Annotated in this window: 20 protein-coding genes; 15 read left to right on the top strand and 5 right to left on the bottom strand. The window is 65.7% G+C overall.

Annotated features, from left to right (window positions below):
* Nucleotides 1–1,395 carry a dipeptidase gene (locus NDN16_RS14875; protein WP_251114251.1) on the top strand — a complete coding sequence of 465 codons (1,395 nt, stop codon included), beginning with the start codon at nt 1–3 and terminating at the stop codon, nt 1,393–1,395.
* Here NDN16_RS14875 and NDN16_RS14870 read toward each other — a convergent pair.
* Nucleotides 1,392–1,664 (bottom strand): hypothetical protein, encoded by a 273-nt coding sequence (locus NDN16_RS14870; RefSeq protein ID WP_251114250.1) that lies wholly within the window; start codon nt 1,662–1,664, stop codon nt 1,392–1,394. The genes NDN16_RS14875 and NDN16_RS14870 overlap by 4 nt on opposite strands.
* A 258-nt stretch (nt 1,665–1,922) precedes the next feature.
* Here NDN16_RS14870 and NDN16_RS14865 point away from each other — a divergent pair, with 258 nt between their 5' ends.
* The 4 genes from NDN16_RS14865 (at nt 1,923) to NDN16_RS14850 (ending at nt 6,638) form a co-directional block, all read left to right on the top strand.
* A complete protein-coding gene (locus NDN16_RS14865; RefSeq protein ID WP_251114249.1) occupies nt 1,923–2,378 on the top strand; it encodes an Lrp/AsnC family transcriptional regulator in 456 nt (151 codons plus the stop codon).
* A gap of 159 nt (nt 2,379–2,537) precedes the next feature.
* The gene (locus tag NDN16_RS14860) at nt 2,538–6,017 is read left to right on the top strand and encodes an indolepyruvate ferredoxin oxidoreductase family protein (protein WP_251114248.1); all 3,480 of its coding nucleotides are present in this window, start codon (nt 2,538–2,540) and stop codon (nt 6,015–6,017) included.
* Between the two features lie 82 nt (nt 6,018–6,099).
* The gene (locus NDN16_RS14855; protein ID WP_251114247.1) at nt 6,100–6,342 is read left to right on the top strand and encodes a BrnT family toxin; all 243 of its coding nucleotides are present in this window, start codon (nt 6,100–6,102) and stop codon (nt 6,340–6,342) included.
* Nucleotides 6,339–6,638: a BrnA antitoxin family protein gene (locus tag NDN16_RS14850; protein ID WP_251114246.1), complete on the top strand. Its 300-nt coding sequence runs from the start codon at nt 6,339–6,341 to the stop codon at nt 6,636–6,638. The genes NDN16_RS14855 and NDN16_RS14850 overlap by 4 nt, the downstream gene beginning before the upstream one ends.
* Nucleotides 6,639–6,869: 231 nt before the next feature.
* Here the strand turns inward: NDN16_RS14850 and NDN16_RS14845 are convergent, their stop codons facing one another.
* From NDN16_RS14845 to selD, 3 genes are all read right to left on the bottom strand, one after another.
* Nucleotides 6,870–7,313, bottom strand: a complete 444-nt coding sequence (locus NDN16_RS14845; protein WP_251114245.1) for a MarR family winged helix-turn-helix transcriptional regulator — start codon at nt 7,311–7,313, stop codon at nt 6,870–6,872.
* A 98-nt stretch (nt 7,314–7,411) separates the two neighbouring features.
* Nucleotides 7,412–7,789, bottom strand: a complete 378-nt coding sequence (locus NDN16_RS14840; RefSeq protein WP_251114244.1) for a hypothetical protein — start codon at nt 7,787–7,789, stop codon at nt 7,412–7,414.
* Between the two features lie 73 nt (nt 7,790–7,862).
* Nucleotides 7,863–8,924: a selenide, water dikinase SelD gene (gene selD, locus NDN16_RS14835; RefSeq protein ID WP_435301108.1), complete on the bottom strand. Its 1,062-nt coding sequence runs from the start codon at nt 8,922–8,924 to the stop codon at nt 7,863–7,865.
* A 156-nt stretch (nt 8,925–9,080) separates the two neighbouring features.
* Between selD and fdnG the strand changes: the two genes are divergently transcribed.
* The 6 genes from fdnG to selB are packed head-to-tail and all read left to right on the top strand — an operon-like array spanning nt 9,081 to nt 18,124.
* Nucleotides 9,081–12,161 carry a formate dehydrogenase-N subunit alpha gene (gene fdnG, locus NDN16_RS14830; RefSeq protein ID WP_251114242.1) on the top strand — a complete coding sequence of 1,027 codons (3,081 nt, stop codon included), beginning with the start codon at nt 9,081–9,083 and terminating at the stop codon, nt 12,159–12,161.
* A 13-nt stretch (nt 12,162–12,174) separates the two neighbouring features.
* Entirely contained in the window at nt 12,175–13,134 is a 960-nt protein-coding gene (fdxH, locus tag NDN16_RS14825; RefSeq protein ID WP_285292727.1) for a formate dehydrogenase subunit beta, read from the top strand.
* Nucleotides 13,131–13,868, top strand: a complete 738-nt coding sequence (locus NDN16_RS14820; protein ID WP_251114241.1) for a formate dehydrogenase subunit gamma — start codon at nt 13,131–13,133, stop codon at nt 13,866–13,868. Before fdxH ends, NDN16_RS14820 begins: the two co-directional genes overlap by 4 nt.
* A gap of 44 nt (nt 13,869–13,912) precedes the next feature.
* Nucleotides 13,913–14,818 carry a formate dehydrogenase accessory protein FdhE gene (fdhE, locus tag NDN16_RS14815; RefSeq protein WP_251114240.1) on the top strand — a complete coding sequence of 302 codons (906 nt, stop codon included), beginning with the start codon at nt 13,913–13,915 and terminating at the stop codon, nt 14,816–14,818.
* Between the two features lies 1 nt (nt 14,819).
* On the top strand, nt 14,820–16,208 hold the full coding sequence (selA, locus tag NDN16_RS14810) for an L-seryl-tRNA(Sec) selenium transferase (protein ID WP_251114239.1): 1,389 nt from the start codon (nt 14,820–14,822) through the stop codon (nt 16,206–16,208).
* A complete protein-coding gene (gene selB, locus NDN16_RS14805; protein WP_251114238.1) occupies nt 16,205–18,124 on the top strand; it encodes a selenocysteine-specific translation elongation factor in 1,920 nt (639 codons plus the stop codon). Before selA ends, selB begins: the two co-directional genes overlap by 4 nt.
* 21 nt (nt 18,125–18,145) lie before the next feature.
* Here selB and NDN16_RS14800 read toward each other — a convergent pair whose 3' ends face one another.
* Entirely contained in the window at nt 18,146–19,051 is a 906-nt protein-coding gene (locus NDN16_RS14800; protein ID WP_251114237.1) for a LysR family transcriptional regulator, read from the bottom strand.
* A gap of 119 nt (nt 19,052–19,170) precedes the next feature.
* Between NDN16_RS14800 and NDN16_RS14795 the strand changes: the two genes are divergently transcribed.
* From NDN16_RS14795 to allB, 4 genes are read left to right on the top strand one after another with little or no spacing between them, the layout of a single operon-like run.
* The gene (locus NDN16_RS14795) at nt 19,171–19,986 is read left to right on the top strand and encodes a cysteine hydrolase family protein (protein WP_251114236.1); all 816 of its coding nucleotides are present in this window, start codon (nt 19,171–19,173) and stop codon (nt 19,984–19,986) included.
* Nucleotides 19,983–20,999, top strand: coding sequence for an ABC transporter substrate-binding protein (locus NDN16_RS14790; RefSeq protein WP_251114235.1), 1,017 nt, complete (start codon nt 19,983–19,985; stop codon nt 20,997–20,999). The genes NDN16_RS14795 and NDN16_RS14790 overlap by 4 nt, the downstream gene beginning before the upstream one ends.
* A 22-nt stretch (nt 21,000–21,021) precedes the next feature.
* Entirely contained in the window at nt 21,022–21,813 is a 792-nt protein-coding gene (locus NDN16_RS14785; RefSeq protein ID WP_251114234.1) for an SDR family NAD(P)-dependent oxidoreductase, read from the top strand.
* A gap of 16 nt (nt 21,814–21,829) precedes the next feature.
* Entirely contained in the window at nt 21,830–23,287 is a 1,458-nt protein-coding gene (gene allB / locus NDN16_RS14780) for an allantoinase AllB (RefSeq protein WP_251114233.1), read from the top strand.
* Nucleotides 23,288–23,297 lie beyond the last annotated feature (10 nt).

Genomic DNA, 23,297 nt, shown 5'->3' with positions numbered 1-23,297 from the left:
ATGTCACTCGAACAGGTTCTCGCCACGATCGATACGAACCTCGACGCCTCCGTCGAGCGGCTGAAGGAACTCCTGCGCATTCCCTCCATCTCGACCGACCCGGCCTATGCCGGCGATTGCCGGAAGGCGGCTGAATGGCTGGTTGCGGATCTTTCCGGGCTGGGCTTTCGTGCGGCGCTCCACGACACTCCGGGGCACCCCATGGTCGTGGCGCACCACGACGGCGCCGGTGCGGATGCGCCGCATGTCCTGTTCTACGGACATTACGACGTCCAGCCGGTAGACCCCATTGCGCTGTGGGACACCGATCCCTTCGATCCGCAGGTGAAGAGGATGGACGACGGCAGCAGCCGCATCGTCGGGCGCGGCTCGGCCGACGACAAGGGCCAGCTCATGACCTTCGTGGAGGCCTGTCGCGCCTATATCGCGGAAACGGGAACCCTGCCCTGTCGGGTGACCCTGTTCCTCGAGGGTGAGGAGGAATCCGGCTCGCCGTCGCTGCTGCCCTTCATGGATGCCCACAAGGCGGAGCTTTCGGCCGATGTTGCGCTGGTCTGCGACACGAACATGTGGAACCGCGATACCCCCGCGATCTCCACCGGCCTGCGCGGCCTCGTCGGCGAGGAGGTGACCATCCATGCAGCCTCGATGGACCTGCATTCCGGCTATTACGGAGGTGCCGCGGCCAATCCCATCCACGTCCTCGCGAGGATCCTGGCCGACCTGCACGATGCGGACGGCCGCGTAACGCTGCCCGGCTTCTACGACGGCGTGCCGGAACTGCCGGAGGACATCCGGACCGTCTGGAACGGGCTGGACTTTTCGGAGGCGGAGTTTCTCGGCGGGGTCGGACTTTCCGTGCCATCCGGCGAAAAGGGCCGTTCCGTGCTCGAGCAGACATGGTCGCGCCCGACGGCCGAGGTGAACGGCATCGAAGGTGGCTACACCGGCAAGGGTTTCAAGACGGTCATCCCGGCAATGGCGCAGGCGAAGGTATCCTTCCGCCTTGTCTTCGACCAGGATCCGGCCGCCATTAGGTCAAGCTTCCGCTCCTTCGTCGAGCAGCGCCTGCCCGCCGACTGCAGGGCCGAGTTCCACGAGCATGGCGGCTCCGGGGCGATCCAGCTTCCTTTCGATTCGCCGATGCTGGAAGCGGCACGTGGCGCGCTGAGCGACGAGTGGCACAACCCGGCCGTCATGATCGGCATGGGCGGATCGATACCCGTGGTCGGCGAGTTCAAGCGCCGGCTGGGAATGCAATCCCTTCTCATCGGCTTCGGGCTTGGAGACGACCGGATCCATTCGCCCAACGAGAAGTACGAGATGTCGTCCTTCCACAAGGGGCAACGCTCCTGGGCGCGGGTTCTGGCCGCGCTGTCGGAGGCCGGCAACTAGGCCGGGCACACCCCATGCTGCCGAGCCAGGTTGAACATCAGGGACCTTCGCTCCAGCCTCAACCTTGATTCTATCTCGGCCACGAGCTCCGCCGGGGCATTGCGCTGCTCCAACTCCTCGAGGGTAAGGACGATCGCGTCGTTGACGGCCTGCGCAACCGGGACACGCAGCCTTTCGACTGCATAGGAGGCAGCGTCGTCGTAAATGGACAGGATCCATTCCTGGAACTGGTGAAGCGACTCGGGTGTGCCGGGCAGATTACGCCACATGGGTGACCTGTTTTATATAATATAGAAGATAGGGCTAAGCGTCGATAATATTGAGATTTCTAACGATTTTGTGAATGCGACACTGGGACGCAGATAATAAGTCCCGAATAGCGTCGATCGATAAGTCCAAACGAGGCGTTTTGCCGGTGGCGAACGCAGCGCGCCACGCCCGATCGATGGCACCGGCGCACGCGCTGAGCTCTTGCGCGGACATGCGCTTAAGGCAAAGAAACGTCTTTTCGCAATCCGGAGCGGGGCATGCTTGACGCGACTGACCTGAGGATATTGAGAGCCCTGCAACGAGATCCGGAAGGATCGGTCGAGAGCATCGGGCGTGCCGCCGGGCTCAGCCATACGCCGTGCTGGCGGCGTATCCGGCGCATGCAGGCCGAGGGCGTCATCGGCGATCGCCGGTACCGCATCAGCGAGCGTGCCGTAGGGCTTCTCGTCACGGTGCTGACCATGGTCAAGCTGGGGCGTCAGGACGAAGGCAGCCTGGAAGCCTTCGAGCAGGCCGCCAATGCCATGCCCGAGATCATGGAATGCTACCTCGTTACCGGGCGATACGACTTCGTGCTGACGATCCTGACACGCGATACGGAGAGCTTCGAGACGCTGGTCAAGACGAAGCTGTCGCGCCTGCCGCATGTGGCGGAGCTCAATTCCACCGTCGTCCTGCGCAAGTCGAAGAGCGGATCGCCTTTGCCGCTTTGAGGCGTCGTATCCTCAAATCAGCTCCAGAGGGCAGCGCGTCTCCTTCATGGAGCCATCCATCTTCAAAAAACAGGAAAGGTTATCATCTTCCATAGGGTTAGAATGCCTTCAAAGAGCGGAGGACAACTTCGCCGCAACAGGCATCGTGGGAGGTACCGGATGGCCAGCGACGAACTCGACCGCAAATATTCCGCGCGCGAGGGCCGCGTCTTCATGAGCGGTACTCAGGCGCTCGTCCGCCTGCCGATGGTCCAGATGCGGCGCGACCGGGAAGCGGGGCTGAATACGGGCGCCTTCATATCCGGGTACCGCGGCTCGCCGCTCGGCGGCTACGACCAGCATCTCATGAAGGCGCGTCGCGAGCTGGAGGCCGAAGGCATCGTCTTCAGGCCCGGCGTCAACGAGGATCTCGCGGCGACGGCCGTGTGGGGGTCGCAGCAGGCTGCGGTTTCACCCGGCTTCCGCAAGGACGGCGTCGTCGGCATCTGGTACGGCAAGGGACCGGGGGTCGACCGCTCGGGCGACGTGTTCAAGCATGCCAACGCGGCCGGTTCGTCGCGGCATGGCGGCGTACTGGCCATCGCCGGTGACGACCATGGCGCCAAATCTTCCACCGTTCCGCACCAGTCCGACCACGCCTTCATGGCGGCCGTCATGCCGATGCTTTACCCCTCCTCGATCCATGAGTTCGTCGAATTCGGCCTCGCCGGCATCGCCATGTCGCGCTATTCCGGCTGCTGGGTGGGCATGAAGGTGATCGCCGATACGGTGGAGACGACGGCGTCGGTGGATCTGTCGGGAGAGGGGCGCATCTTCGTCGCGCCCGCCGATTTCGAGCTGCCGGCCGATGGGCTCAACCTGCGCGTCCCCGATGACCGATGGGCGCAGGACAACCGCCTGCAGACATACAAGGCCTATGCGGCCATCGCCTTCGCACGCGCCAACCGCCTGGACCGCATCACGCTGGATTCCGCAGACGCGCGGCTGGGCATCATCGCATCGGGCAAGGCCTACGAAGACGTCCGGCAGGCCCTCAAGGAGCTGGGCATCGACGAGGAGACCGCCCATCGCGCCCGCCTGCGCCTGTACAAGGTGGGCATGCCGTGGCCGCTGGAGCCGGAAGGCGTGCGCGAGTTTTCGGTGGGGCTGGAGGAAATCCTGGTCATCGAGGAACGGCGCGAGATCATCGAAAACCAGATCAAGCAGCAATTGTTCAACTGGCGCCCCGACGTGCGTCCCCGCATCATCGGCAAGTTCGACCACAAGGACAGGCCGGTCCTGTCGCTTGCGGAAGAGCTGAGCGTCGCCACGGCGGCCATCACCATCGGCGAACATATCCTTTCCATGGGGTATGTGGACCCCGATCACCGGGCTTATATCGAGGCGCGCGTCGCCCATTTCCGCCAGCGCAGGGACGCCGGCCGGCAGGCCGTCGCGCCCGTCGCGCGCATCCCGTTCTACTGCTCCGGCTGCCCGCATAACAGTTCGACGAAGGTTCCGGACGGTTCTCGCGGGATGGCAGGGATCGGCTGCCACTTCATGGTGACCTGGATGGGCCGCTCCAGCGAGACGTTTTCCCAGATGGGGGGCGAAGGCGTGGCGTGGGCGGGCATCGCGCCCTTCACCGACGAGAAGCATGTCTTCGTGAACCTCGGCGACGGAACCTACTTCCATTCCGGCATCCTGGCGATCCGGCAGGCCGTGGCGGCCGGCGTCAACGCCACCTACAAGATCCTCTTCAACGACGCGGTCGCCATGACCGGCGGCCAGAAAGTGGACGGGCATCTCGACCCGGTCCAGATCACCCACCAGCTCGAGCAGGAGGGCGTGTCGCCGATCTATCTCGTTTCCGAGACACCGGATCGTTACGCGCCGGCGCAATTGCCGCATGGCGCCATCATCCGCCCGCGTGACGAGGTGGAGGCCATCATGCGCGAGATACGGGAGGCCCCCGGCGTTTCCGCCATCGTCTACGACCAGACCTGCGCGGCAGAAAAGCGCCGCCGTCGCAAGCGGGGACTGATGCCGGAACCCAACCGGCGCGTCGCCATAAACCCCGCCGTCTGCGAAGGCTGCGGCGATTGCTCCGTCCAGTCGAACTGCATTTCCGTAGAACCGCTCGAAACGGAATTGGGCCGCAAGCGGCGCATCAACCAGAGCTCGTGCAACAAGGATTTTTCCTGCCTCAAGGGCTTCTGTCCGTCCTTCGTCACGCTCGAGGGTGCGGAGCCCCGTCGCCGCGCCGCGCTGGGTGGGCCCGACCTGTCATCCGTTCCGGCACCGGACGTGCCGGAACTGGACGAAGTCTGCAACATCGCCATCACGGGCGTCGGCGGCACCGGCGTCCTGACCATCGGCGCGATTCTGGGCATGGCCGCCCATCTGGACGGCAAGGCGCCGATGCTGCTGGACATGGCCGGCCTGGCGCAGAAGGGCGGCGCCGTGCTCAGCCATGTCCGCCTGGGCCGCAGGGCGGAGGACGTGACATGCCCGCGCATCGTCAGCGGAAGCACCGATCTTCTCATCGCGGCGGACGATGTGGTCGCCGCCTCGAAGGAAAGCGTGAACCTTCTGTCGAGCAAGCGTACGCGCGCCGTCGTCAACACGCATCTGACGCCGGTCGCGCAGTTCGTCCGCGACCCCGACTTCGACTTCCGGCGCACGCTGGTTTCGGGCACCATCCGCAAATCGGTCATGCCCGGAGGCCATTTCGAGAATTTCACCGAGATGGCGGAAGGCGTAGCCGGCGATGCCATCGCCACCAACATCATGATGCTCGGATATGCCTGGCAGAAGGGCCTGGTGCCGTTGTCCGGCGACGCGATCCTGGAAGCGATCCGCATCAACGGCGTTGCCGTGAAAGCCAATCTCGACGCGTTCGGCTGGGGCCGCCTCGCCGCCGCCGATCCGCGGCGGATCAAGGCGTTGATGGGGGATGGCGAGCCGCAAGTCGAGACGCTTGCCGACATGTCCACCGAGCGGTTGATCGAGCATCGCGCCGCGATGCTGGCCGATTACCAGGATACGGCGCTCGCCAGGCGCTATCGAACCCTCGTCGCGCGTGCCGAAGCGGTGGATGCGTCGGTGGGCGCGCATGGCAGGCTGGTGCGCACCGTAGCGCATAATTACGCCAGACTGCTGGCCTACAAGGACGAATACGAGGTCGCCCGGCTGTTTACCGACGGGCGCTTCGCGGACAGCGTCAGGCGCGATTTCACCGGCGTGAAGCGAATGACCTTCCACATGGCGCCTCCCTTCCTGTCGGGTACCGATGCCAACGGCCGGCCGCGAAAGCGTAGCTTCGGGCCCTGGATCCTGCCTGTCATGCGGTTGCTGGCGAAAGGCAAACGACTGCGTGGCAGCGCCCTGGATCCGTTCGGCCATGGTGCGGAGCGCCGGGCCGAGCGGGCCGCGATAGCCACGTACGAAGCGGATTGCGAAATGGTGTTCCAACGTCTCGAACCCGGCAATGTCGGTATCGCGGTGGAGCTTCTGAGCCTGCCCGACAGCGTCCGCGGCTTCGGCCCCGTCAAGGCCGCCAATGCCGAAGCGGCCGCCGCCCGGCGCGCCGGCCTGATGGAAACGTTGCTGGAGGCGCGGCCTGCCGACAAGCCTCGCCTGCCCGAGCCGGCAGAGTGACTCCACAGTGGACGAACGCGCTATGGCACAGACCTGTATGTACAGGTATTGCGGGATGATACGATAACTCGTATATACAAGTATGCGTATTGTGTGGGACGAACCGAAGAGGCAGGCGAACATCGCGAAGCATGCGATGGACTTTGCCGACGTCGATATCGAATTCTTCCTGGACGCCGTTGTGCTCCCAGCCAAGGATGGCCGGTATATGGCTGTCGGCAGATTGAATGGCGCCACAACGGTCGTCTTCGTCACCCTCGGTAGTGAGGCGATATCCATCGTATCGATGCGGGCGGCGTCCATGAAAGAAAGGAAGCTACTATGAGCGTCAAGACCTTTGACCCGAAGCATGCAGCCGCACACGGCTACACACGGCAGGACTGGGATGACGTCGATAGCCCTGAGGCGACAGATGAGCAGGTAACTCAGGCCAGGCCATTCGCGGTGGCTTTGCCCGAGATCCATGAAAGCATCGTCCGCAAGCGCGGCCCGACCCGCACGAAGACGCCGGTCTCGATCCGGCTGGATGATGACCTGGTTGCCAAGCTTCGTTCATCCGGCCCGGGATGGCAAGCTAGAGTCAACGATGCGCTGCGACGATGGATCGACGACGCTGCATGACTTGCAGGGGTGCTTGTATCATGCAAGTGCCCACGCTGACGGCCAATAACCTCCATTATCGGCCGTCGGAGGCCATTTGGAGGTTCGGCGGGCAGGCTTTTCAGGCGGAACGTCACTTTCGCAACGCTGCTACCATCCTCCGGTATTGCCTGGCAGTGAATAGTGCGCTTCCACGCAGCGTAGTTGCCTTATTGGCAGCTCCCTGTGACACCAGATGCCGGGACTGAACACCTAATCCGACCGGCACACCTTGGCCAGCAATTGCCGAAGTGCCTTTTCCTCGCTCGGATGCAGGGGAGCGAGAAAGCTTTCCTCGCTTTCGGCAACGGCCGTTCTGACCTGCGGCAGCAGCGCCTTGCCTGCGTCGCTCAAGGAAAGCCAATGCGCGCGGCGATCGAGCTGGTCGCCGGTCCGCTCGACGAGGCCCCGCTCCACCATGCGGTCGATGAGGCGTGAAACGCCGCCCCGGCTCATCGCCAGGCGTTCGGCCAGCGTGCTGGGCATCATTCGCTCGGCGCCCGACAGCTCGCTGAGGACGAGCCATTCGCCCGAACTGACGCCGAACCGATCGAAGCGCCGCGTCAGCACGCGCACCATCCGGTCGGCGGCCCGCAGAAGCTGACGGCTGACGCCGTCCTGAATAGCTGTGTCGGAGCGCGTATCGTCTGCGACCAAGGGCGTCGGGCCTCCTATGCCGGCCTGGAGCGGCCATCTCCGAGGATGCCTGTCGATACGGGCCGGACCCAAGATAACCTTAAGGTGTAGTTACCTGCTCAACAAGGCGCAGAAGTAGCCTGTTGCTGCGGCTCGACCGGCTGCTCGGACGGCGTTTGCATGGCAGGCCCTTCGCCATGCGTGGTGCCTGCGATCGGATCCAGCCCGCTTGCGACGGGTGGGGGCGGTGTCGGGGCCGGGGTCTGCTCGTCTTGCTGGCTGGTGCCGATGTCCGAACCTCCAAGCCCGCCTGTCCAGCCGGTCGAGCCGGCGCCGCCGGGCGCCGTGCCGGAATCCGGCCCGCGCGCGGGCTCCGTTTCGGACCCCTGTTCGGACAGGTCCACGCACCCGGGACGCTGCCCGGCATCCTGCGCCTGGGCAAGCCCGGCGGAGACCGTCAGAATGGACAGTGCGAGCAACGCCGATAAGCGGTTCATGTGCGGTCTCCCGTCGCGAAGTGCAGTGGCAAGGGAAACGAGGGCGCCCATTCCTTCGTTCCGCCCTGCCGGTTCAGGCATCCTCGACGACGACCCCGGCAGCCCCGTGCCGTATGGAGCCGATCTCCGCGGCGGCGGGATAGCCGGCTTCGCGGATCGACGCGAGTATCCGGCCTGCCTCCGCGGGATCGACTGCCAGAAGAAGCCCGCCGGAGGTCTGCGGGTCGGTCAGGAGATGACGCTTCCAGTCGGGAAGGCCATCCGGCAACACGACATCCGCTCCGTAGGATTTCCAGTTTCGATGCGATGCCCCGGTGACGAAGCCCTGTCGGGCCAGATCCTCGGCGTCCGCCAGGAAGGGAAGGGCGTCGGCTTCGATGGCCACCGTCGCCGACGATCCGCGCGCCATTTCAAGCCCATGGCCGAGGATGCCGAAGCCCGTCACGTCCGTCATGGCGTGCACCGCCGCTTCCTCGCCGAGGTCCGCCCCGACGCTGTTGAGACGCGTCGTCGAGCGGATGAGTTCGTCATAGGCCTCCGCCGACAGGGCGTCCTTCTTGAAGGCGGCGGAATAGATGCCGACGCCGAGCGCCTTGGTCAGGATCAGACGGTCTCCGGCTTGCGCGGTGGCGTTGCGCCGTATGCGGTCGACGGTGGCTGTGCCGATGACCGCAAGTCCGTAGACCGGCTCCGGACAATCGATCGAATGGCCGCCGGCCACCGGTATGCCGGCGGCGGCGCAGACTTCCGCGCCCCCTGCCAGGATGGCCCGGATCGAGCCCGCGTCGAGCTTGTCCACCGGCATGCCGACTATGGCGAGCGCCATGATGGGCCGCCCACCCATGGCGTAGATATCCGACAGGGCGTTCGTGGCGGCGATGCGGCCGAAGTCGCGCGGATCGTCCACCATCGGCATGAAGAAGTCCGTGGTGGCGATGATCGCCGTCCGACCTTCGAGGTTCCACACCGCCGCGTCGTCGCCGGTTTCGGTGCCGACGAGCAGCTTTTCGTAAGGGCCTGCCTGCGGCATGCCGGACAGAAGGTCCTGCAATACGGTGGGCGCCAGCTTGCAGCCACATCCGCCGCCGTGCGCCAGGCTGGTCAGCCGAATCTTGCCATCGATCGAATCCATCATCGTTCCTTCTCGCAGCCGACTGATCCGCGCCCGTAAAACGTGATCGTAGAGCGCGAAAGAGGCGTTTCCATCGCTTTGACATTGGAATAGCTACAACCTAGCATGATTCCAAACATGATCCGCGTTCCATCGCGGATAGCGAGGAGGCACCGGACGATGAATATGGAGCTCTCGCGGCGCACCTTCCTGAAGGGTGCCGGCGCGGGTGTGGCGGTGACGACGCTTGGCGCATTCGGCTTCTCGGAAGCCGAGGCGGCCTTCGTCGAGGGCCTGCGGCCCTATCGGCTTGCCGGCACACAGGAAACGCGCAACACCTGCCCCTACTGCTCGGTGGCATGCGGCATCATCCTCTATTCCAAGGGTGACATGGCCGATGGCTCGGCCGAGGTGGTCCATATCGAGGGCGATGTCGACCACCCCACCAATCGCGGCACGCTCTGCCCCAAGGGCGCGGCGCTCCTGGACTTCGTCAAGGCGCCGACGCGGCTGACGACGCCGAAGGTGCGGCGCCCCGGTTCGGACCGGTTCGAGGACATTTCCTGGGACGAGGCGCTGACGGGCATCGCGCGGCACATGAAGGCCGACCGCGACGCCAATTTCATCGAGCGCAATGCCGACGGGCAAACCGTCAACCGATGGACGACGACGGGTTTCCTGGCCGCGTCCGCAACGACGAACGAGACCGCCTACCAGACCTACAAGGTCGTACGGTCCACAGGGATGGTCGCATTCGACAATCAGGCACGCGTCTGACACGGCCCCACGGTGTCCAGTTTGGGCCCAACATTCGGTCGTGGCGCGATGACCAACCCGTGGACGGACATCCGTAACACGGATCTCGTCGTCATCATGGGCGGCAACGCGGCAGAAGCGCATCCGTGCGGCTTCAAGTGGGTCACGGAGGCCAAGGCCAACCGGGGTGCGAAGCTTGTCGTCGTCGATCCGCGCTACACGCGCTCGGCATCCGTATCGGATTACTACGCGCCGATCCGGCAGGGCTCGGACATCGCCTTCCTGCTGGGCGTGATCAACTACTGCATGCAGAACGACAAGGTGCAGTGGGATTATCTGCGCGCCTTCACCAATGCGAGCTTCATCGTCCGGGACGGGTTCGAGTATCGCGACGGCCTCTTCACCGGGTACGATCCGGAGAAGCGGGAGTACGACCGCGAGAGCTGGGACTACGTCATCGGCGAGGACGGCTACGCCGAGACCGACGAGACGCTGACGCACCCGCGCTGCGTTTGGAACCTCCTGAAGCAGCACGTGTCCATCTATACGCCCGAAATGGTGGAGCGCATCTGCGGCACCCCGCGCGACAAGTTCCTGCATGTGGCGGAGATGATGGCCTCTTGCTCGACGCCCGACCGCACCATGACGTCCATGTATGCGCTCGGCTGGACGCAGCACTCCAAGGGGTCGCAGAATATCCGCTGCATGGCGATGCTGCAGCTCATCCTCGGCAATATCGGCGTGCGCGGCGGCGGCATGAACGCCCTGCGCGGCCACTCCAACATCCAGGGCCTTACCGATATCGGACTGATGTCCAACCTGATTCCGGGCTATCTCAACATACCCACGGAAAAGGAACCGGACTTCGAGGCCTACATGGCGTCGCGCGGCTTCAAGCCGCTCCGGCCCAACCAGGTGAGCTACTGGCAGAACTATCGCAAGTTCATCGTGTCGTTCCTGAAGGCGATGTGGGGCCCCGCCGCCACGGCGGAAAACCAGTTCGCCTACGATTACCTGCCCAAGCTCGACCTGCCGGCCTACGATGTCCTGCGGGCCTTCGAGATGATGTCCCAGGGACAGATGCACGGCTATTTCTGCCAGGGCTTCAACCCGCTGCTGGCCTTCCCCAACCGGGGCAAGATCACGGCGTCGCTGTCGAAGCTCAAATATCTCGTCATCATGGACCCGCTGGAAACGGAGACGGCTCGCTTCTGGGAGAATCACGGCGAGTACAACGACGTCGACACGGCCTCGATCCAGACCGAGGTATACCAGCTTCCGACCAGCTGCTTCGCCGAGGACGAGGGCGCGCTCGTCAATTCCGGCCGGTGGCTGCAATGGCATTGGCCGGCACAGAACCCCCCGGGCGACGCCAGGCGCGACAACTGGATCATGGCGCAGATCCATCTGTACCTGAAGCGTCTCTACCAGGATGAGGGCGGCGTCTTCCCGGACCCGATCCTGAACCTCACCTGGAACTACGAAGACCCGGAGGAGCCGAGCCCGGCCGAGCTTGCGCGGGAGATGAACGGCTATGCCGTATCCGATCTCGCCGATCCGGCCGACCCGACGCGGACGGTGGCGACGGCCGGCCAGCAGCTGCCCGGCTTTGCGGCGCTGCGCGATGACGGTTCCACGGCCTGCGGCTGCTGGATCTTCTCGGGCTCCTACACGGAGCAGGGCAACATGATGGCCCGGCGCGACAATACCGACCCGGATGGGGTGGGTCTGTACCCGAACTGGACCTTCTCCTGGCCTGCCAACCGGCGCATCCTCTACAACCGCGCCTCGTCGGACGTGTCCGGCCGGCCGTGGGACGAGACCCGCCCGCTGATCCAGTGGAACGGCGAACGCTGGGCCGGATATGACGTACCCGATATTCCGCCGACGGCACGGCCGGAGGATGTCGGGCCCTTCATCATGAACCCGGAAGGCGTCTCCCGGCTGTTCACACGGGGCATGATGCGGGACGGCCCATTCCCCGTGCATTACGAGCCGTTCGAGGCGCCCATCGCCAACGTCATCGCGCCGGCCATCCGGGGCAATCCGGTGGCGCGCATCTTCGAATCGGACCGCGAGACCTTCGGCGACGCCGACGAGTTTCCCTATGCGGCGACGTCCTACCGCCTTACCGAGCATTTCCACTACTGGACCAAGCATGTCTGGGTGAACGCCGCACTGCAGCCGGAATTCTTCGTGGAGATTTCGGAAGAGCTCGCAGCGGAAAAGGGCATCGACAAGGGCGGCTGGTGCCGCGTCTGGTCGAAGCGCGGATCGGTCTTCGCCAAGGCCGTCGTCACCAAGCGCATCAAGCCGCTGATCTGCGACGGCAAGACGGTTCATGTGGTGGGCATCCCGCTGCACTGGGGCTTCCTTGGGGCAGCCAAGAAGGGCTTCGGCCCCAATTCGCTGACGCCCTACGTCGGCGACGCGAACATCGAGACGCCGGAGTTCAAGGCGTTCCTGGTCAACATCGAGCGGTCCTCCGGACCGGCGACATCGTGAGGGAGGGAAGGCCATGACCATCAACGTCAACCCGCCCGTCGCACCGGACACGCAGATGCTGATGGGGCCGCAGGATTATATCCGGCGCTCGGCCTCCAGCGTGCCGGCGCCCGAGCGCCAGCTCGAGGCGGTTGCCAAGCTGATCGACGTCTCCAAGTGCATCGGCTGCAAGGCATGCCAGTCGGCGTGCTGGGAGTGGAACAACCTGCACGAGGAAGTCGGCATCAATGTCGGCGTCTACGACAACCCGCACGACCTGACGCCGGACACCTTCACGCTCATGCGGTTCACCGAATGGGTGAACCCCGAGACGGAAAACCTCGAATGGCTGATCCGCAAGGACGGCTGCATGCATTGCGCCGACCCCGGTTGCCTGAAGGCCTGTCCGGCGCCCGGCGCCATCGTGCAGTATTCCAACGGCGTCGTGGACTTCATCCACGACAACTGCATCGGCTGCGGCTACTGCATCCAGGGATGCCCTTTCAACATTCCGCGCGTGTCCAAGGTGGACAACCGATCCTACAAATGCACGCTCTGCTCCGACCGCATCGCCGTCGGGCAGGGGCCGGCCTGCGCCAAGGCCTGCCCGACGAAGGCCATCGTCTTCGGCACCAAAGAGGAGATGAAGGCGCATGCCGCCGATCGCATCGAGGACCTGAAGTCGCGCGGCTATGACAATGCGGGGCTTTACGATCCCGAGGGGGTCGGCGGTACGCATGTCATGTACGTGCTGCATCATGCCGACAAACCGCATATCTATGCCAACCTGCCCGATAATCCGCGCATCAGCCCGCTGGTCGAGGCGTGGAAAGGCGTGACCCGATATGCCGGCTTCGCGGCCATGGGATTTGCCGCGATGGCGGGTGTGCTCCACATTGCCATCAAGGGCCGCAACAAGGTCAGCCGCGAGGATGACGAAGCGGCGCGCGCCTATGTGAAGAAGGCCGAAGACGGGGAGGGGCCGCGCACATGACGGTTGAACCCATCCGCGATCCGGGCATCGCCGAGATCGACGGCGGCGACAGGCTGCGGCGCAAGCCGCAGCTTGTCGTGAGCCGTTATACGCGGGCCGCCCGCATCAACCACTGGATCACCGCCGTCAGCCTGATCCTGCTGGCGATATCGGGCCTTGCGCTGTTTCATCCATCACTGTTCTTCCTGACGGCGCTGTTCGGCGGCGGGCAATGGACCCGGGCGATCCATCCGTGGATCGGCGTCGTGCTGTTCGTCTCCTTCTCAATCCTGTTCGTCCGTTTCTTCCGGCTCAACCTGCCGCGCCGCGAGGACGCGCAATGGGTTGCCCAGATCGGCGACGTACTGGGCGGGCACGAGGAGAAACTACCCGAAGTCGGCAAGTACAATGCCGGCCAGAAGCTCGTCTTCTGGGGCATGTCGGCGCTGATTATCGTGCTGATCGTCTCGGGACTGATGGTGTGGGAGCGCTATTTCGCCTCCATGCTCAGCATTCCGATGCGGCGCATCGCCATCATGGTGCATTCGCTGGCGGCCATCGCCATCATCTGCCTGTGGATCATGCATGTCTATGCCTCGGTCTGGGTTGCCGGCACGATGAGCGCGATGACGCGCGGCACCGTCAGCGGCGGCTGGGCGTGGCGGCATCACCGCAAATGGTTTCGCGCGCTGGCGGCCCATCCGGGCGGTCGCAAGGACGCCGAGGGGCCGGACAAGGCGCCACCCGGCGCATAACATCTTGAAAGCCGCGTAGCCCGTGCGGTTCGTGGAGAGTTGAAATGGCACGCAGAATTCCCCTCGCGGGAGACATGACCGATATCGGAGAAGCGGCCACGCCGCCCTTCGTCCGGCTTCCGGAGGCCGCAGACCTGTTCCGCCGCCGCGCGGATCGGTTCCGGCAGTTGAGCCAGCCTGAGGGGATAGGACCCTACCTTGCCCTCCTGTCCGGCATCGCCGAAGCACAGGCCGCGGTGGCCGCCGACTTGTCGGTCCCCGAGCCCGAAGGCGTCGAGCGTGCCCTCGAATACGGCATGACGCCCCTCGATCGGAGCGGCTATGGGCCGGACGCGACTTTTCGCGACATCGCCGACCGGCTGTTCGGTGCCGTCGCTGTGTTGCCGAAGCCCGACGCGGCACAGGCGGCGCTGCACCGCGTGACATCGGACCACCAGGGCCTTGCGCAGCGCGTCGCCAACGTGCTGTCGGACTCCTTGCCGGCCCACGAGATGGCCGAGCACGCCTATGTCGCCGCGGCGTTGCAGGTCCGGTTCACGCTGGCGGCACAAGCCCTGCCGGCGGATCGTATCCGCCCGGTGGCCGGCGGCAGCTGCCCGTGCTGCGGCGGCGCCCCCGTCGCATCCGTCATCGTCGGCTGGCCCGAGGCCGCGGGTGCGCGATTCTGCGCCTGCTCGCTCTGCAATACGCTATGGCATCATGTGCGGGTGAAATGCGTCGTCTGCTCGTCGACGGAGGGCATCCGTTACAAGGAGATCGAGGGAGGCCCCGGCAGCATCAAGGCCGAGACCTGCGACAAGTGCCATTCCTACGTGAAGATCATGAACCAGCAGAAGGATCGATGGCTCGATCCGCTGTCGGACGACGTGGGAAGCCTCGGCATCGACATACTGATGCGCGGAGAAGGCTTTGCGCGCGGCGCCTTCAACCCGTTCCTGCTCGGCTACTGAGATGGGCGAGCGGCCGAACCTGTCGCACCTGCCCTCGGTGGACCGGGTGCTGCGTGCTGCGCAAACCGATGCGGTCATCGCGCGCCACGGACTCAAGGCGGCGACGGACGGCATCCGGGCGGTGCTGGACGATATCCGCAGGAACGGCGGCACGCTGCACGAGCCCGGCGCCATTGCCGAGGCGGCGATGTTGCGGCTGGAGCGGGATGCGGTGTCCAGCCTGAGGCCCGTCTTCAACCTGACGGGAACGATCCTGCATACCAATCTCGGCCGTGCGCAGCTTGCCGAAGAAGCCGTCGAAGCCGCTGTATCGGCCATGCGGGAGGCGGTCGCCCTGGAATACGACCTTGCGGGTGGCCGGCGCGGCGAACGCGACGATCATCTGCGCGGCCTCGTCTGCGAACTGACGGGCGCGGAGGATGCGACGCTCGTCAACAACAATGCCGCCGCCGTGCTCCTGACGCTCAACGCCCTTGCGCAAGGGCGCGGCGTCGTCGTCTCGCGCGGGGAGCTGATCGAGATCGGCGGCGCCTTCCGCATGCCGGACATCATGGCGCGTGCCGGGGCGCGGCTGATGGAGGTGGGCACCACCAACCGCACCCATCGGCGTGACTACGAGGAGGCCCTGCGGCAGGAGGGCGTCGGAATGATGCTCAAGGTCCATACGTCCAATTATCGCGTGGAGGGGTTCACCAGCAGCGTATCCGCCGCCGAACTGGCGCCGCTGGCACGGGCGGCCGGCGTGCCGCTGGTGGAGGATCTCGGCTCCGGAACGCTGATCAACCTTTCACCCTACGGCCTGCGCGACGAGCTGACCGTGCGTGACGCGGTCGAGGCGGGCGTGGACCTCGTCACCTTTTCCGGCGACAAGTTGCTGGGCGGGCCGCAGGCCGGCTTCATCGTCGGCCGCAGGGACGCCGTCGCCGCCATCAACCGCAACCCGATGAAACGGGCCCTGCGCGTCGACAAGCTGCGGCTTGCCGCACTGGAGGCGACACTGAAGCTCTATCGCGATCCGGCGCGTCTTGCCGAGCGGCTGCCGACCCTGCGCCTGATGGCGCGCAACCGTGCCGAGATCGCCGCCATGGCCACGGCGCTCGTGGACGATGTCGCGCGCCTCCTGCCGGATGTCGAAGTCGTCGTCGTAGCCGTCGAGAGCCAGGTCGGCTCGGGCGCGATGCCGCTCGATACCTTGCCCAGTGCCGGCCTGTCCCTTCGGCCGAGGGGCTGCTCGAGCGCCGTCGAGCGCCTGGCCGACGCGTTCCGCGCCCTTCCCAAACCGGTGATCGGACGGCTGCGCGACGGAGCCCTGATCCTCGATCTGCGCTGCCTGGAGGATCGGGAGGCCTTCCTGTCCAACCTGTCCCATATCGAGGGCGGCGAAGCGTGATCGTCGGCACGGCCGGCCATATCGACCATGGCAAGACGGCGCTGGTCCGCGCGCTGACGGGGGTGGAGACGGACCGTCTGCGCGAGGAAAAAGAGCGCGGGATCACCATCGATCTCGGATTCGCCTACACCACACTTAGCAACGGACGGCGCATCGGCTTCGTGGACGTGCCGGGCCATGAACGCTTCGTGCACACGATGCTCGCGGGGGCGGGCGGCATCGATTTCGCGCTGCTCGTCATCGCGGCCGACGACGGCATCATGCCGCAGACGCGCGAGCATCTGGCGATCCTGTCGCTGCTCGGGATCGGCGAGGGTGCGATCGTGCTGTCCAAGGCCGACCTTGCCGATGCCGAACGCCTCGACGAACTGCGTGGCGAAATCCGGACGCTGGTTGCCGGCAGCTTTCTGGATGGCGCGCCCATCCTTGCCGCATCGACGCGCGGTTTGCCGGGCACACAGGCCGTCATGCGCCTTCTGGAAGCCTGCGCCGAGGCTGCACCGTCTCCACGAGGGGACGGTCGGCGGTTCCGCCTGGCCGTAGACCGAAGCTTCGTCCTGCCGGGAACGGGCACGGTCGTGACGGGCACGGTCCTGTCCGGCCATGTGCGCACCGGCGATGCCCTCGCCGTATCACCGTCGGGGCTTGCGGCGCGGCTGCGCTCGCTGCACCGGCAGGACGAGAAGGCGGACGAGGGGCGGGCCGGCGACCGTTGCGCCCTCAACCTCGCCGGCGACCGGATCGCGCGGAATGCCGTCCGGCGCGGCGACATGATCGTCGATCCAGCCCTCGACCATCCGACGGACCGCATCGACGCGGAACTCACCTTGCTGCCGGGCGCGGAGCGACCGGTGGCGCAATGGTTTCCGGTTCGCCTCCATCATGCCGCGGCCGATATCGCCGCGCGGATCGTGCTTCTGGGAGACCGCCCGGTCCAGCCGGGCGAGACGGGCTACGTGCAACTGGTTCTCGACAAGCCGCTGGCGGCCGCCGTCGGCGACCGCTTCGTCATCCGCGATACGTCCGCGCGCCATACGCTGGGCGGCGGACGCTTCCTCGACCTGCGTGCGCCGGCCCGCCGCCGCCGCACGGCCGAGCGCCTGGCGGTCCTGTCAGCCCTGGCCGCGCCGGACGCCGGGGCAGTGTTGTCGGCATTGCTGGCCCTGCCGCCTCAGACCGTCGATATCGCCGCCTTCGCGCGCGACAGGGCGTTGACGGACGCGTATGCCCAGCGGCTTGTCGCGGCGATGGATTGCGTGGAGATCGCCGCCGGGCCCGTCATCATGCCACGGCCTGCCTTCGAAAGGCTCGGCCGCGAGCTGTCGGAGGCGCTGGCTACGTTCCACGCAGACAACCCCGACCTGCCCGGCATGGGATTGGAGCGCCTGCGGCTGGCGGTCGCGCCGCGTTTGCCCGCCCCGGTGTTCCGCTCGGCGCTGGCGACCCTGCGCGAGGACGGGGTTTTGAAACTGGATGGAGCGTGGGTCGCTGCCCATGACCACGCGGTGCGGCTGTCGGAGGCGGACGAGATGCTGTGGAAGCGGATCGCGCATGTTCTGAACGGCTCGGAACGGTTTCGCCCGCCGCGCACGCGAGACCTGGCGGAAAGCTTCGCGGTGCCCGAAGTTGCCATGCGGACGCTGCTGAAGCGTCTCGGGCGCATGGGCGAGCTGCATGAGGTGGCCCACGACCATTTCTTTCCGAAGGTGGTCCTGCGCGAGATGGTCGAGATCATGCGCGATATCGCCGCCGGCCGGCCCGGCGGCCAGTTCACGGCGGCGGACCTGCGCGACAGGCTGGACAATGGACGCAAGGTGGCTATCCAGATCCTCGAATTCTTCGACCGCCACGGACTGACGCTGCGGCGCGGCGATCAGCGCAGGCTGAACCCGCACAGGCTCGACCTGTTCGATTAGCGTTTTCGTCTCTGCGAGGCTTCAATCCTGCGGAAGCTGCCGCGAGGCATCCAGCCGGCGAGCGACCTGCTCGATGAACTTCGCTGCCGCCACCGGCAATGTGCGTCCGCGCAATTGACCCAGAACCAGCGGCCCGTGGGTCGGGTCCGCATCCGCCACCGGAATGGAGACCAAACCCGGCTCCAGCCACGAGACTTCCGACCCGATCTCGATCTGGAACGTCATGACCTGCCCGGACCGTGCGAGATTGCGCAGCATCTCGAAGGAGTCGGATTCGAATTCGATCGACAGCGAGAAGGAGCTCGTCGACAGGATTTCGTCCACGATGCGGCGGGAACCGAAGGATCGGTCCGCGATGGCGATGGGATAGGGCGCGCAGTCGCGGAGCCGCAGGGCCGGGCGGGCGGCCAGCGGATGATCGGCCGCCATGATGGCGTGCAGCCGCTGTCCGACGGTCACGATGGGCTGCAACTCCGCGCTCCGGCGCGGCCGGAAGATCAGGGCGATCTCGGCCTCGTAGTCCACCAGCATCTTCAGCGCGGCGTCGTGATCCACCACCGAGATCGCAAAGCTCACATGCGGATAGGAGGTGCGGAAGGCGGCGATCTCCTGCGGCAGGAAATAGTTCACCAGCGCCTGGCTGCACGCGATGCGGATGTGGCCGCGTCGTAGCCCGCCGAGGCTTTCGATCTGCGAGCGTGTCCTGTCCAGGTCTACGCTCTGCTGCCGGATCCACCGGATGAAGGTTTCTCCTGCCGCCGTCAGGCGCACGCCTTGTGCCGATCGTTCGAAGATTGCCGCGCCGAGGTCTTCCTCCACGTCCTGGATGCGGCGCTGCAGCGCCGATGGCGTGATGTTCAACTCCTCGGCCGCGCGACGAAGGGATCCATGCCGGGCCGCGAGATCCACATAGGTCCATATACGCATGTGCCGCATCGCCAGATCCCCTGGTGTATACTTTTTCGTATCGGCGCCGGCATCATTCAGCATTTCACGTATGCGCTCGGCAAGGGCTACCGTTGAATGGATCGACGGAGCAGACACCCTTGTCCCAACTCACCGCAACGCTTGATGACATGCCATCCTACCGTCTCGGGCAGACACCCGGGCAGGGGTGGACCGTCTCGGGTAACCGCATCTCGACCGTGCGCCGGGCTCCGACGCCGCGGCCCATCCTGGTCGACGCGCGGCCGCGCGCCGTGGAGGTGGACCTGTCACGCACGGCGCTCATCGTGGTCGACCTGCAGAACGACTTCCTGCACGAGCGCGGCTGGTTCGCGAGGGCGGGGCGGAGGGGCAGGGCGCCGATCGCTCAGATCGAACGCTTTTCCGCAGCCTGCCGCGCCGCATCCATGCCCGTCATCTGGCTCAACTGGGGCCTTCCGCCCCACGCCGGGCACCTGCCGGCGTCCACGCTGTTCCGGGGCAAGCGCGACCCTCAGGCCATCGGCTATGGCGAAACGCCGGCAGGATCGGACGACGGTGTCCTGCAGGCCGGATCATGGGGCGCTGCCCTCGCCGAAGGGCTGACGCGCACACCGGCCGATTTCGAGGTTCGCAAGCAGCGCTTCTCGGGATTTCCCGATACCGAGTTGGACAGCCTCCTGCGCAACCTGCGTGTCGATACGCTGCTTTTCTGCGGCATCAACACCGACCGCTGCGTCTTCGAAACCTTCACCGACGCGGCATCCAGGGGCTACGACTGCCTGCTCATCGAGGATCTCTGCGCCACCGTTTCGCCGCCTGAAATCGAAGCCGCCGTGATCTGGTTGGCCGAGACGCTGCACGGCTTCGTGACGAGATCGACGGCCGTCCTGTCCGCTTTTTCAACGCAACCTGCCCAAGGAAACCCCAACCCATGAAACGCCTGATCGCCGCACTCCTGGTGTCCGCCGCCGGCCTCGGCTCCGCCGCCGCCGACACGCCCGTCAAACTCGTCCTGAACTGGAAGTATCAGGGGCCGCAGGCGCTGTTCTTCCTGGCGCAGGACAAGGGCTATTTCGACGAAGCCGGACTGGACGTGACCATCGATCAGGGAGAAGGCTCGGCCGCTTCGATCACCAAGGTGGCGACGGGCGCCTACAATGTCGGCTTCGGCGATATCAACGCTTTGATCGCGCTGGCTGCGACGCAGCCCGACCAGGCGCCCATCGGTGTCTACCAGATGTTCAACACGCCTCCCTTCACCATCGCGGTCAAGGCCGACAGCGATATCCGGACGCCCGCCGACCTTGCCGGCAAGACGCTGGGCGGTCCGGCCAGCGACGGCGCGCTGAAGCTTTTTCCGGCATTCGCCAAGGCGGCCGACATCGATCCGGCTTCCGTTACCATCACCAACATGCAGCCCAACCTGCGGGAGCAGATGTTGATGAGCGGCCAGGTGGATGGCGTCTTCGGCTACGTGAACACAATCGCCTTCAGTGCCAAGGCAGCCGGAATCGATCCGCAGGCGGATCTGCGCTTCATCTCCTACGGCGACCATGGGCTCGACCTTTATTCCAACGCGCTCGTCGCCTCGAAGGCCTTCGTGGCCGAGCATCCGGAGGCCTTGAAGGCGCTCGTCGCAGCGCTCAACAGGGCGACCGCCGACATGATCGCCGATCCGGCCGGTTCCGTCGCCGCCGTGATGGAGCGGGAGCCGCTGTTGAACGAAGAGGTCGAGATCGAGCGCACCGAGGCAACCCTCGCGGCTGAAATGAACCATCCGGAAATCGCCGAGATCGGCCTCGGCGCAATCGACCCGGATCGGATGCGTCGCGCCATCGACATCGTCGTCGAGGCCAACGAACTGCCGCGCACCCCGGCATTGGACGAGGTCTTTACCGACCGGTTCCTGCCGCCCCTGGGCGAACGGCCCACCAAGGTCGTCGACTGAACATTCGGAAGGCAGGCATTTCATGGAACTCGGATTGAAAGAGCGGGTGGCGGTCATCACCGGCCCCGCCAAGGGAATGGGTGCGGCCGTCACGCGCGCCTTCGCACAGGAAGGCTGCCGTCTGGTGCTGGCCGGCCGCGACACCGCCGCCATCGAACCCGTGGCGCATGAGATACGCGACGCGGGTGCCGACGCGGCGGTCGTCGCCTGCGACGTCACCAGGGAGGCCGACTGCACGGCCTTGGCCGAGGCCGCGCTGGCACGGTTCGGCCGGATCGATGTGCTCGTCAACGTCGCAGGCGGCTCCGGCCCCATCGGCAAGACCGGCTGGGAAACGAGCGAGGACGAGTTCAACGAGATCGTCACCCTCAACATGACGGGCTGCTTCAACACGATGCGCGCCGTCATGCCGGCGATGATCGCACAGGGGGGCGGAAGAATCGTCAATGTGGGCGGCACGTTCGGCATGCGCGGTCGCGCCGGCCGCATGGCCTATTCCGCCTCCAAATGGGGCCTGCGCGGCATCACCAAATCGTTCGCGCTGGAAGCGGGGCCGCACAATGTGAACGTCAATTGCGTCGCGCCCGGCATGGTGGACGGGCCACGTTTCCGGACCAAGGTCGTGCCCGAAATGGCGGCTCGGCTCGGTATCGGCGAAGATGAAGCCTTCCGCCGCCATGCAGAGGACTACGCCCTGCGTCGTGTCTCCACCGATGCCGATGTCGCGCATGCCTGCGTGTTCCTGGCCAGTGACGCGGCACGGCAGATCACCGGTGTCGACCTGCCGGTCGATGGCGGCTGGGCCATGCTTTGATCGAAGGACGAATTCCATGACCGACCACGCGAAACCCTATGCCGACCTCGTCATCCACGGCGGCGTCGTCGCCTCCGAGACGGGCACGCTCGCCGCGTCCCTGGCCGTCGCCGGCGGCGCAATCGTTGCCATCGGCGATGCCGCCGCCATGCCGGCGGCCGGCACGACGATCGACGCCTCGGGCCTGCACCTGCTGCCCGGCGCCATCGACGCTCACGTCCATTACCGCGAGCCCGGTTACACCCATAAGGAAGACTGGGGCACAGGCACGGCCGCGGCGGCCATGGGCGGCGTGACGACCGTTTTCGAGATGCCCAACGTAAACCCGCCGACAGCGACGCCGGAAGCGTTGGCGATGAAACTCGATGCGGCAAAGAAGGCGCATGTCGATTTCGGTCTGTACGGGCTGCTGGCGGAAGACAATATCGACCAGCTCGAAGCATTGATCGAGGGCGGCGTCGCGGCCTTCAAATGCTTCATGGGAAACACGTTCGGCAATCTGCCGTCGCCGTCCACCGGCGCCATGCTGGAAGGGTTCGAGATTCTGGCCCGGCACGGCCTGCGCTGTTCGCTGCATGCGGAGACCGCCTCCATCATGGCCTGGCGGCAGAGGAAGCTGGTGGCTGCCGGGCGGACCGATCCGCTTGCCCATCTTGCCTCGCGTCCGGCCGTCGTGGCGACGGAGGCCGTCGCCCGCGCCGCGATCCTGGCCGAGTGGACGGGCGCGCGCATCCACATCCTGCATATCTCGTCGGCCGACGAGCTGCGCCCCCTGCGTGAGGCGAAGGTCCGGGGTGTCGACATCACCGGCGAAACCTGCCCGCATTACCTGCTGTTCGACGAACGCGCTTACGACACCCTCGGCTCGATCATCCGCGTCAATCCGCCGGTCCGCGAGGCGCATCATCAGGCCGCGCTCTGGGATGCCCTGAAGGACGGTACGATCGACATGATCGCGACCGACCATGCTCCGCACGATCCGGAAGAAAAGCGTCGCGACGATATATGGACGGCCGATTGCGGTTTTCCCGGTGTCGAAACGCAGATGCAGCTGATGTTGACGGAGGTCCACAAGGGGCGCCTGACACTGGAAGGCTACGTCCGCATGTCGGCCGGCGCGCCGGCGAGGGCCTTCGGACTGTTTCCACGCAAGGGCACGATCGCCGTCGGCGCCGATGCCGACATCGCCTTCGTGGATATGGAGCGCCGTCACGTGATCCGCGCCGCGGAACTGCATTCGCGCGGAAAGATCACGCCTTTCGAAGGCATGGAGACGGTGGGCCTGCCGGTCCACACCATGGTGCGCGGGCGCTTCGTGATGAAGGATCGCAGCCTTGTCGCCGACACGGGGGGGTGGGGATGCTCGGTCCATCGCATGCAGCGAATGCCGGAACCGCAACCGCGCAATGTCGACCAGACGATGGACGCCGTCACGCGGGCGCCGCCACGGCGCCGCCCGCGCGCGGCCGCCTGACAGAGGAGAG

The organism is Aureimonas altamirensis, assembly GCF_023702225.1.
GTDB classification, from domain to species: Bacteria; Pseudomonadota; Alphaproteobacteria; order Rhizobiales; family Rhizobiaceae; genus Aureimonas; species Aureimonas altamirensis_B.
This window is presented reverse-complemented; position numbering and strand designations above follow the sequence as displayed.

Bases quoted from the DNA above. Each gene is read 5' to 3' on its own strand.
- NDN16_RS14855 (WP_251114247.1), top strand. From the start codon at position 6,100: ATGCGTATTGTGTGGGACGAACCGAAGAGGCAGGCGAACATCGCGAAG.
- NDN16_RS14870 (WP_251114250.1), bottom strand. From the start codon at position 1,664: ATGTGGCGTAATCTGCCCGGCACACCCGAGTCGCTTCACCAGTTCCAG.
- selD (WP_435301108.1), bottom strand. From the start codon at position 8,924: ATGATGGATTCGATCGATGGCAAGATTCGGCTGACCAGCCTGGCGCAC.
- NDN16_RS14790 (WP_251114235.1), top strand. From the start codon at position 19,983: ATGAAACGCCTGATCGCCGCACTCCTGGTGTCCGCCGCCGGCCTCGGC.
- NDN16_RS14850 (WP_251114246.1), top strand. From the start codon at position 6,339: ATGAGCGTCAAGACCTTTGACCCGAAGCATGCAGCCGCACACGGCTAC.
- NDN16_RS14865 (WP_251114249.1), top strand. From the start codon at position 1,923: ATGCTTGACGCGACTGACCTGAGGATATTGAGAGCCCTGCAACGAGAT.
- fdhE (WP_251114240.1), top strand. From the start codon at position 13,913: ATGGCACGCAGAATTCCCCTCGCGGGAGACATGACCGATATCGGAGAA.
- NDN16_RS14785 (WP_251114234.1), top strand. From the start codon at position 21,022: ATGGAACTCGGATTGAAAGAGCGGGTGGCGGTCATCACCGGCCCCGCC.
- fdxH (WP_285292727.1), top strand. From the start codon at position 12,175: ATGACCATCAACGTCAACCCGCCCGTCGCACCGGACACGCAGATGCTG.
- NDN16_RS14820 (WP_251114241.1), top strand. From the start codon at position 13,131: ATGACGGTTGAACCCATCCGCGATCCGGGCATCGCCGAGATCGACGGC.
- NDN16_RS14800 (WP_251114237.1), bottom strand. From the start codon at position 19,051: ATGCGTATATGGACCTATGTGGATCTCGCGGCCCGGCATGGATCCCTT.
- allB (WP_251114233.1), top strand. From the start codon at position 21,830: ATGACCGACCACGCGAAACCCTATGCCGACCTCGTCATCCACGGCGGC.
- NDN16_RS14860 (WP_251114248.1), top strand. From the start codon at position 2,538: ATGGCCAGCGACGAACTCGACCGCAAATATTCCGCGCGCGAGGGCCGC.
- NDN16_RS14840 (WP_251114244.1), bottom strand. From the start codon at position 7,789: ATGAACCGCTTATCGGCGTTGCTCGCACTGTCCATTCTGACGGTCTCC.
- selA (WP_251114239.1), top strand. From the start codon at position 14,820: ATGGGCGAGCGGCCGAACCTGTCGCACCTGCCCTCGGTGGACCGGGTG.
- NDN16_RS14875 (WP_251114251.1), top strand. From the start codon at position 1: ATGTCACTCGAACAGGTTCTCGCCACGATCGATACGAACCTCGACGCC.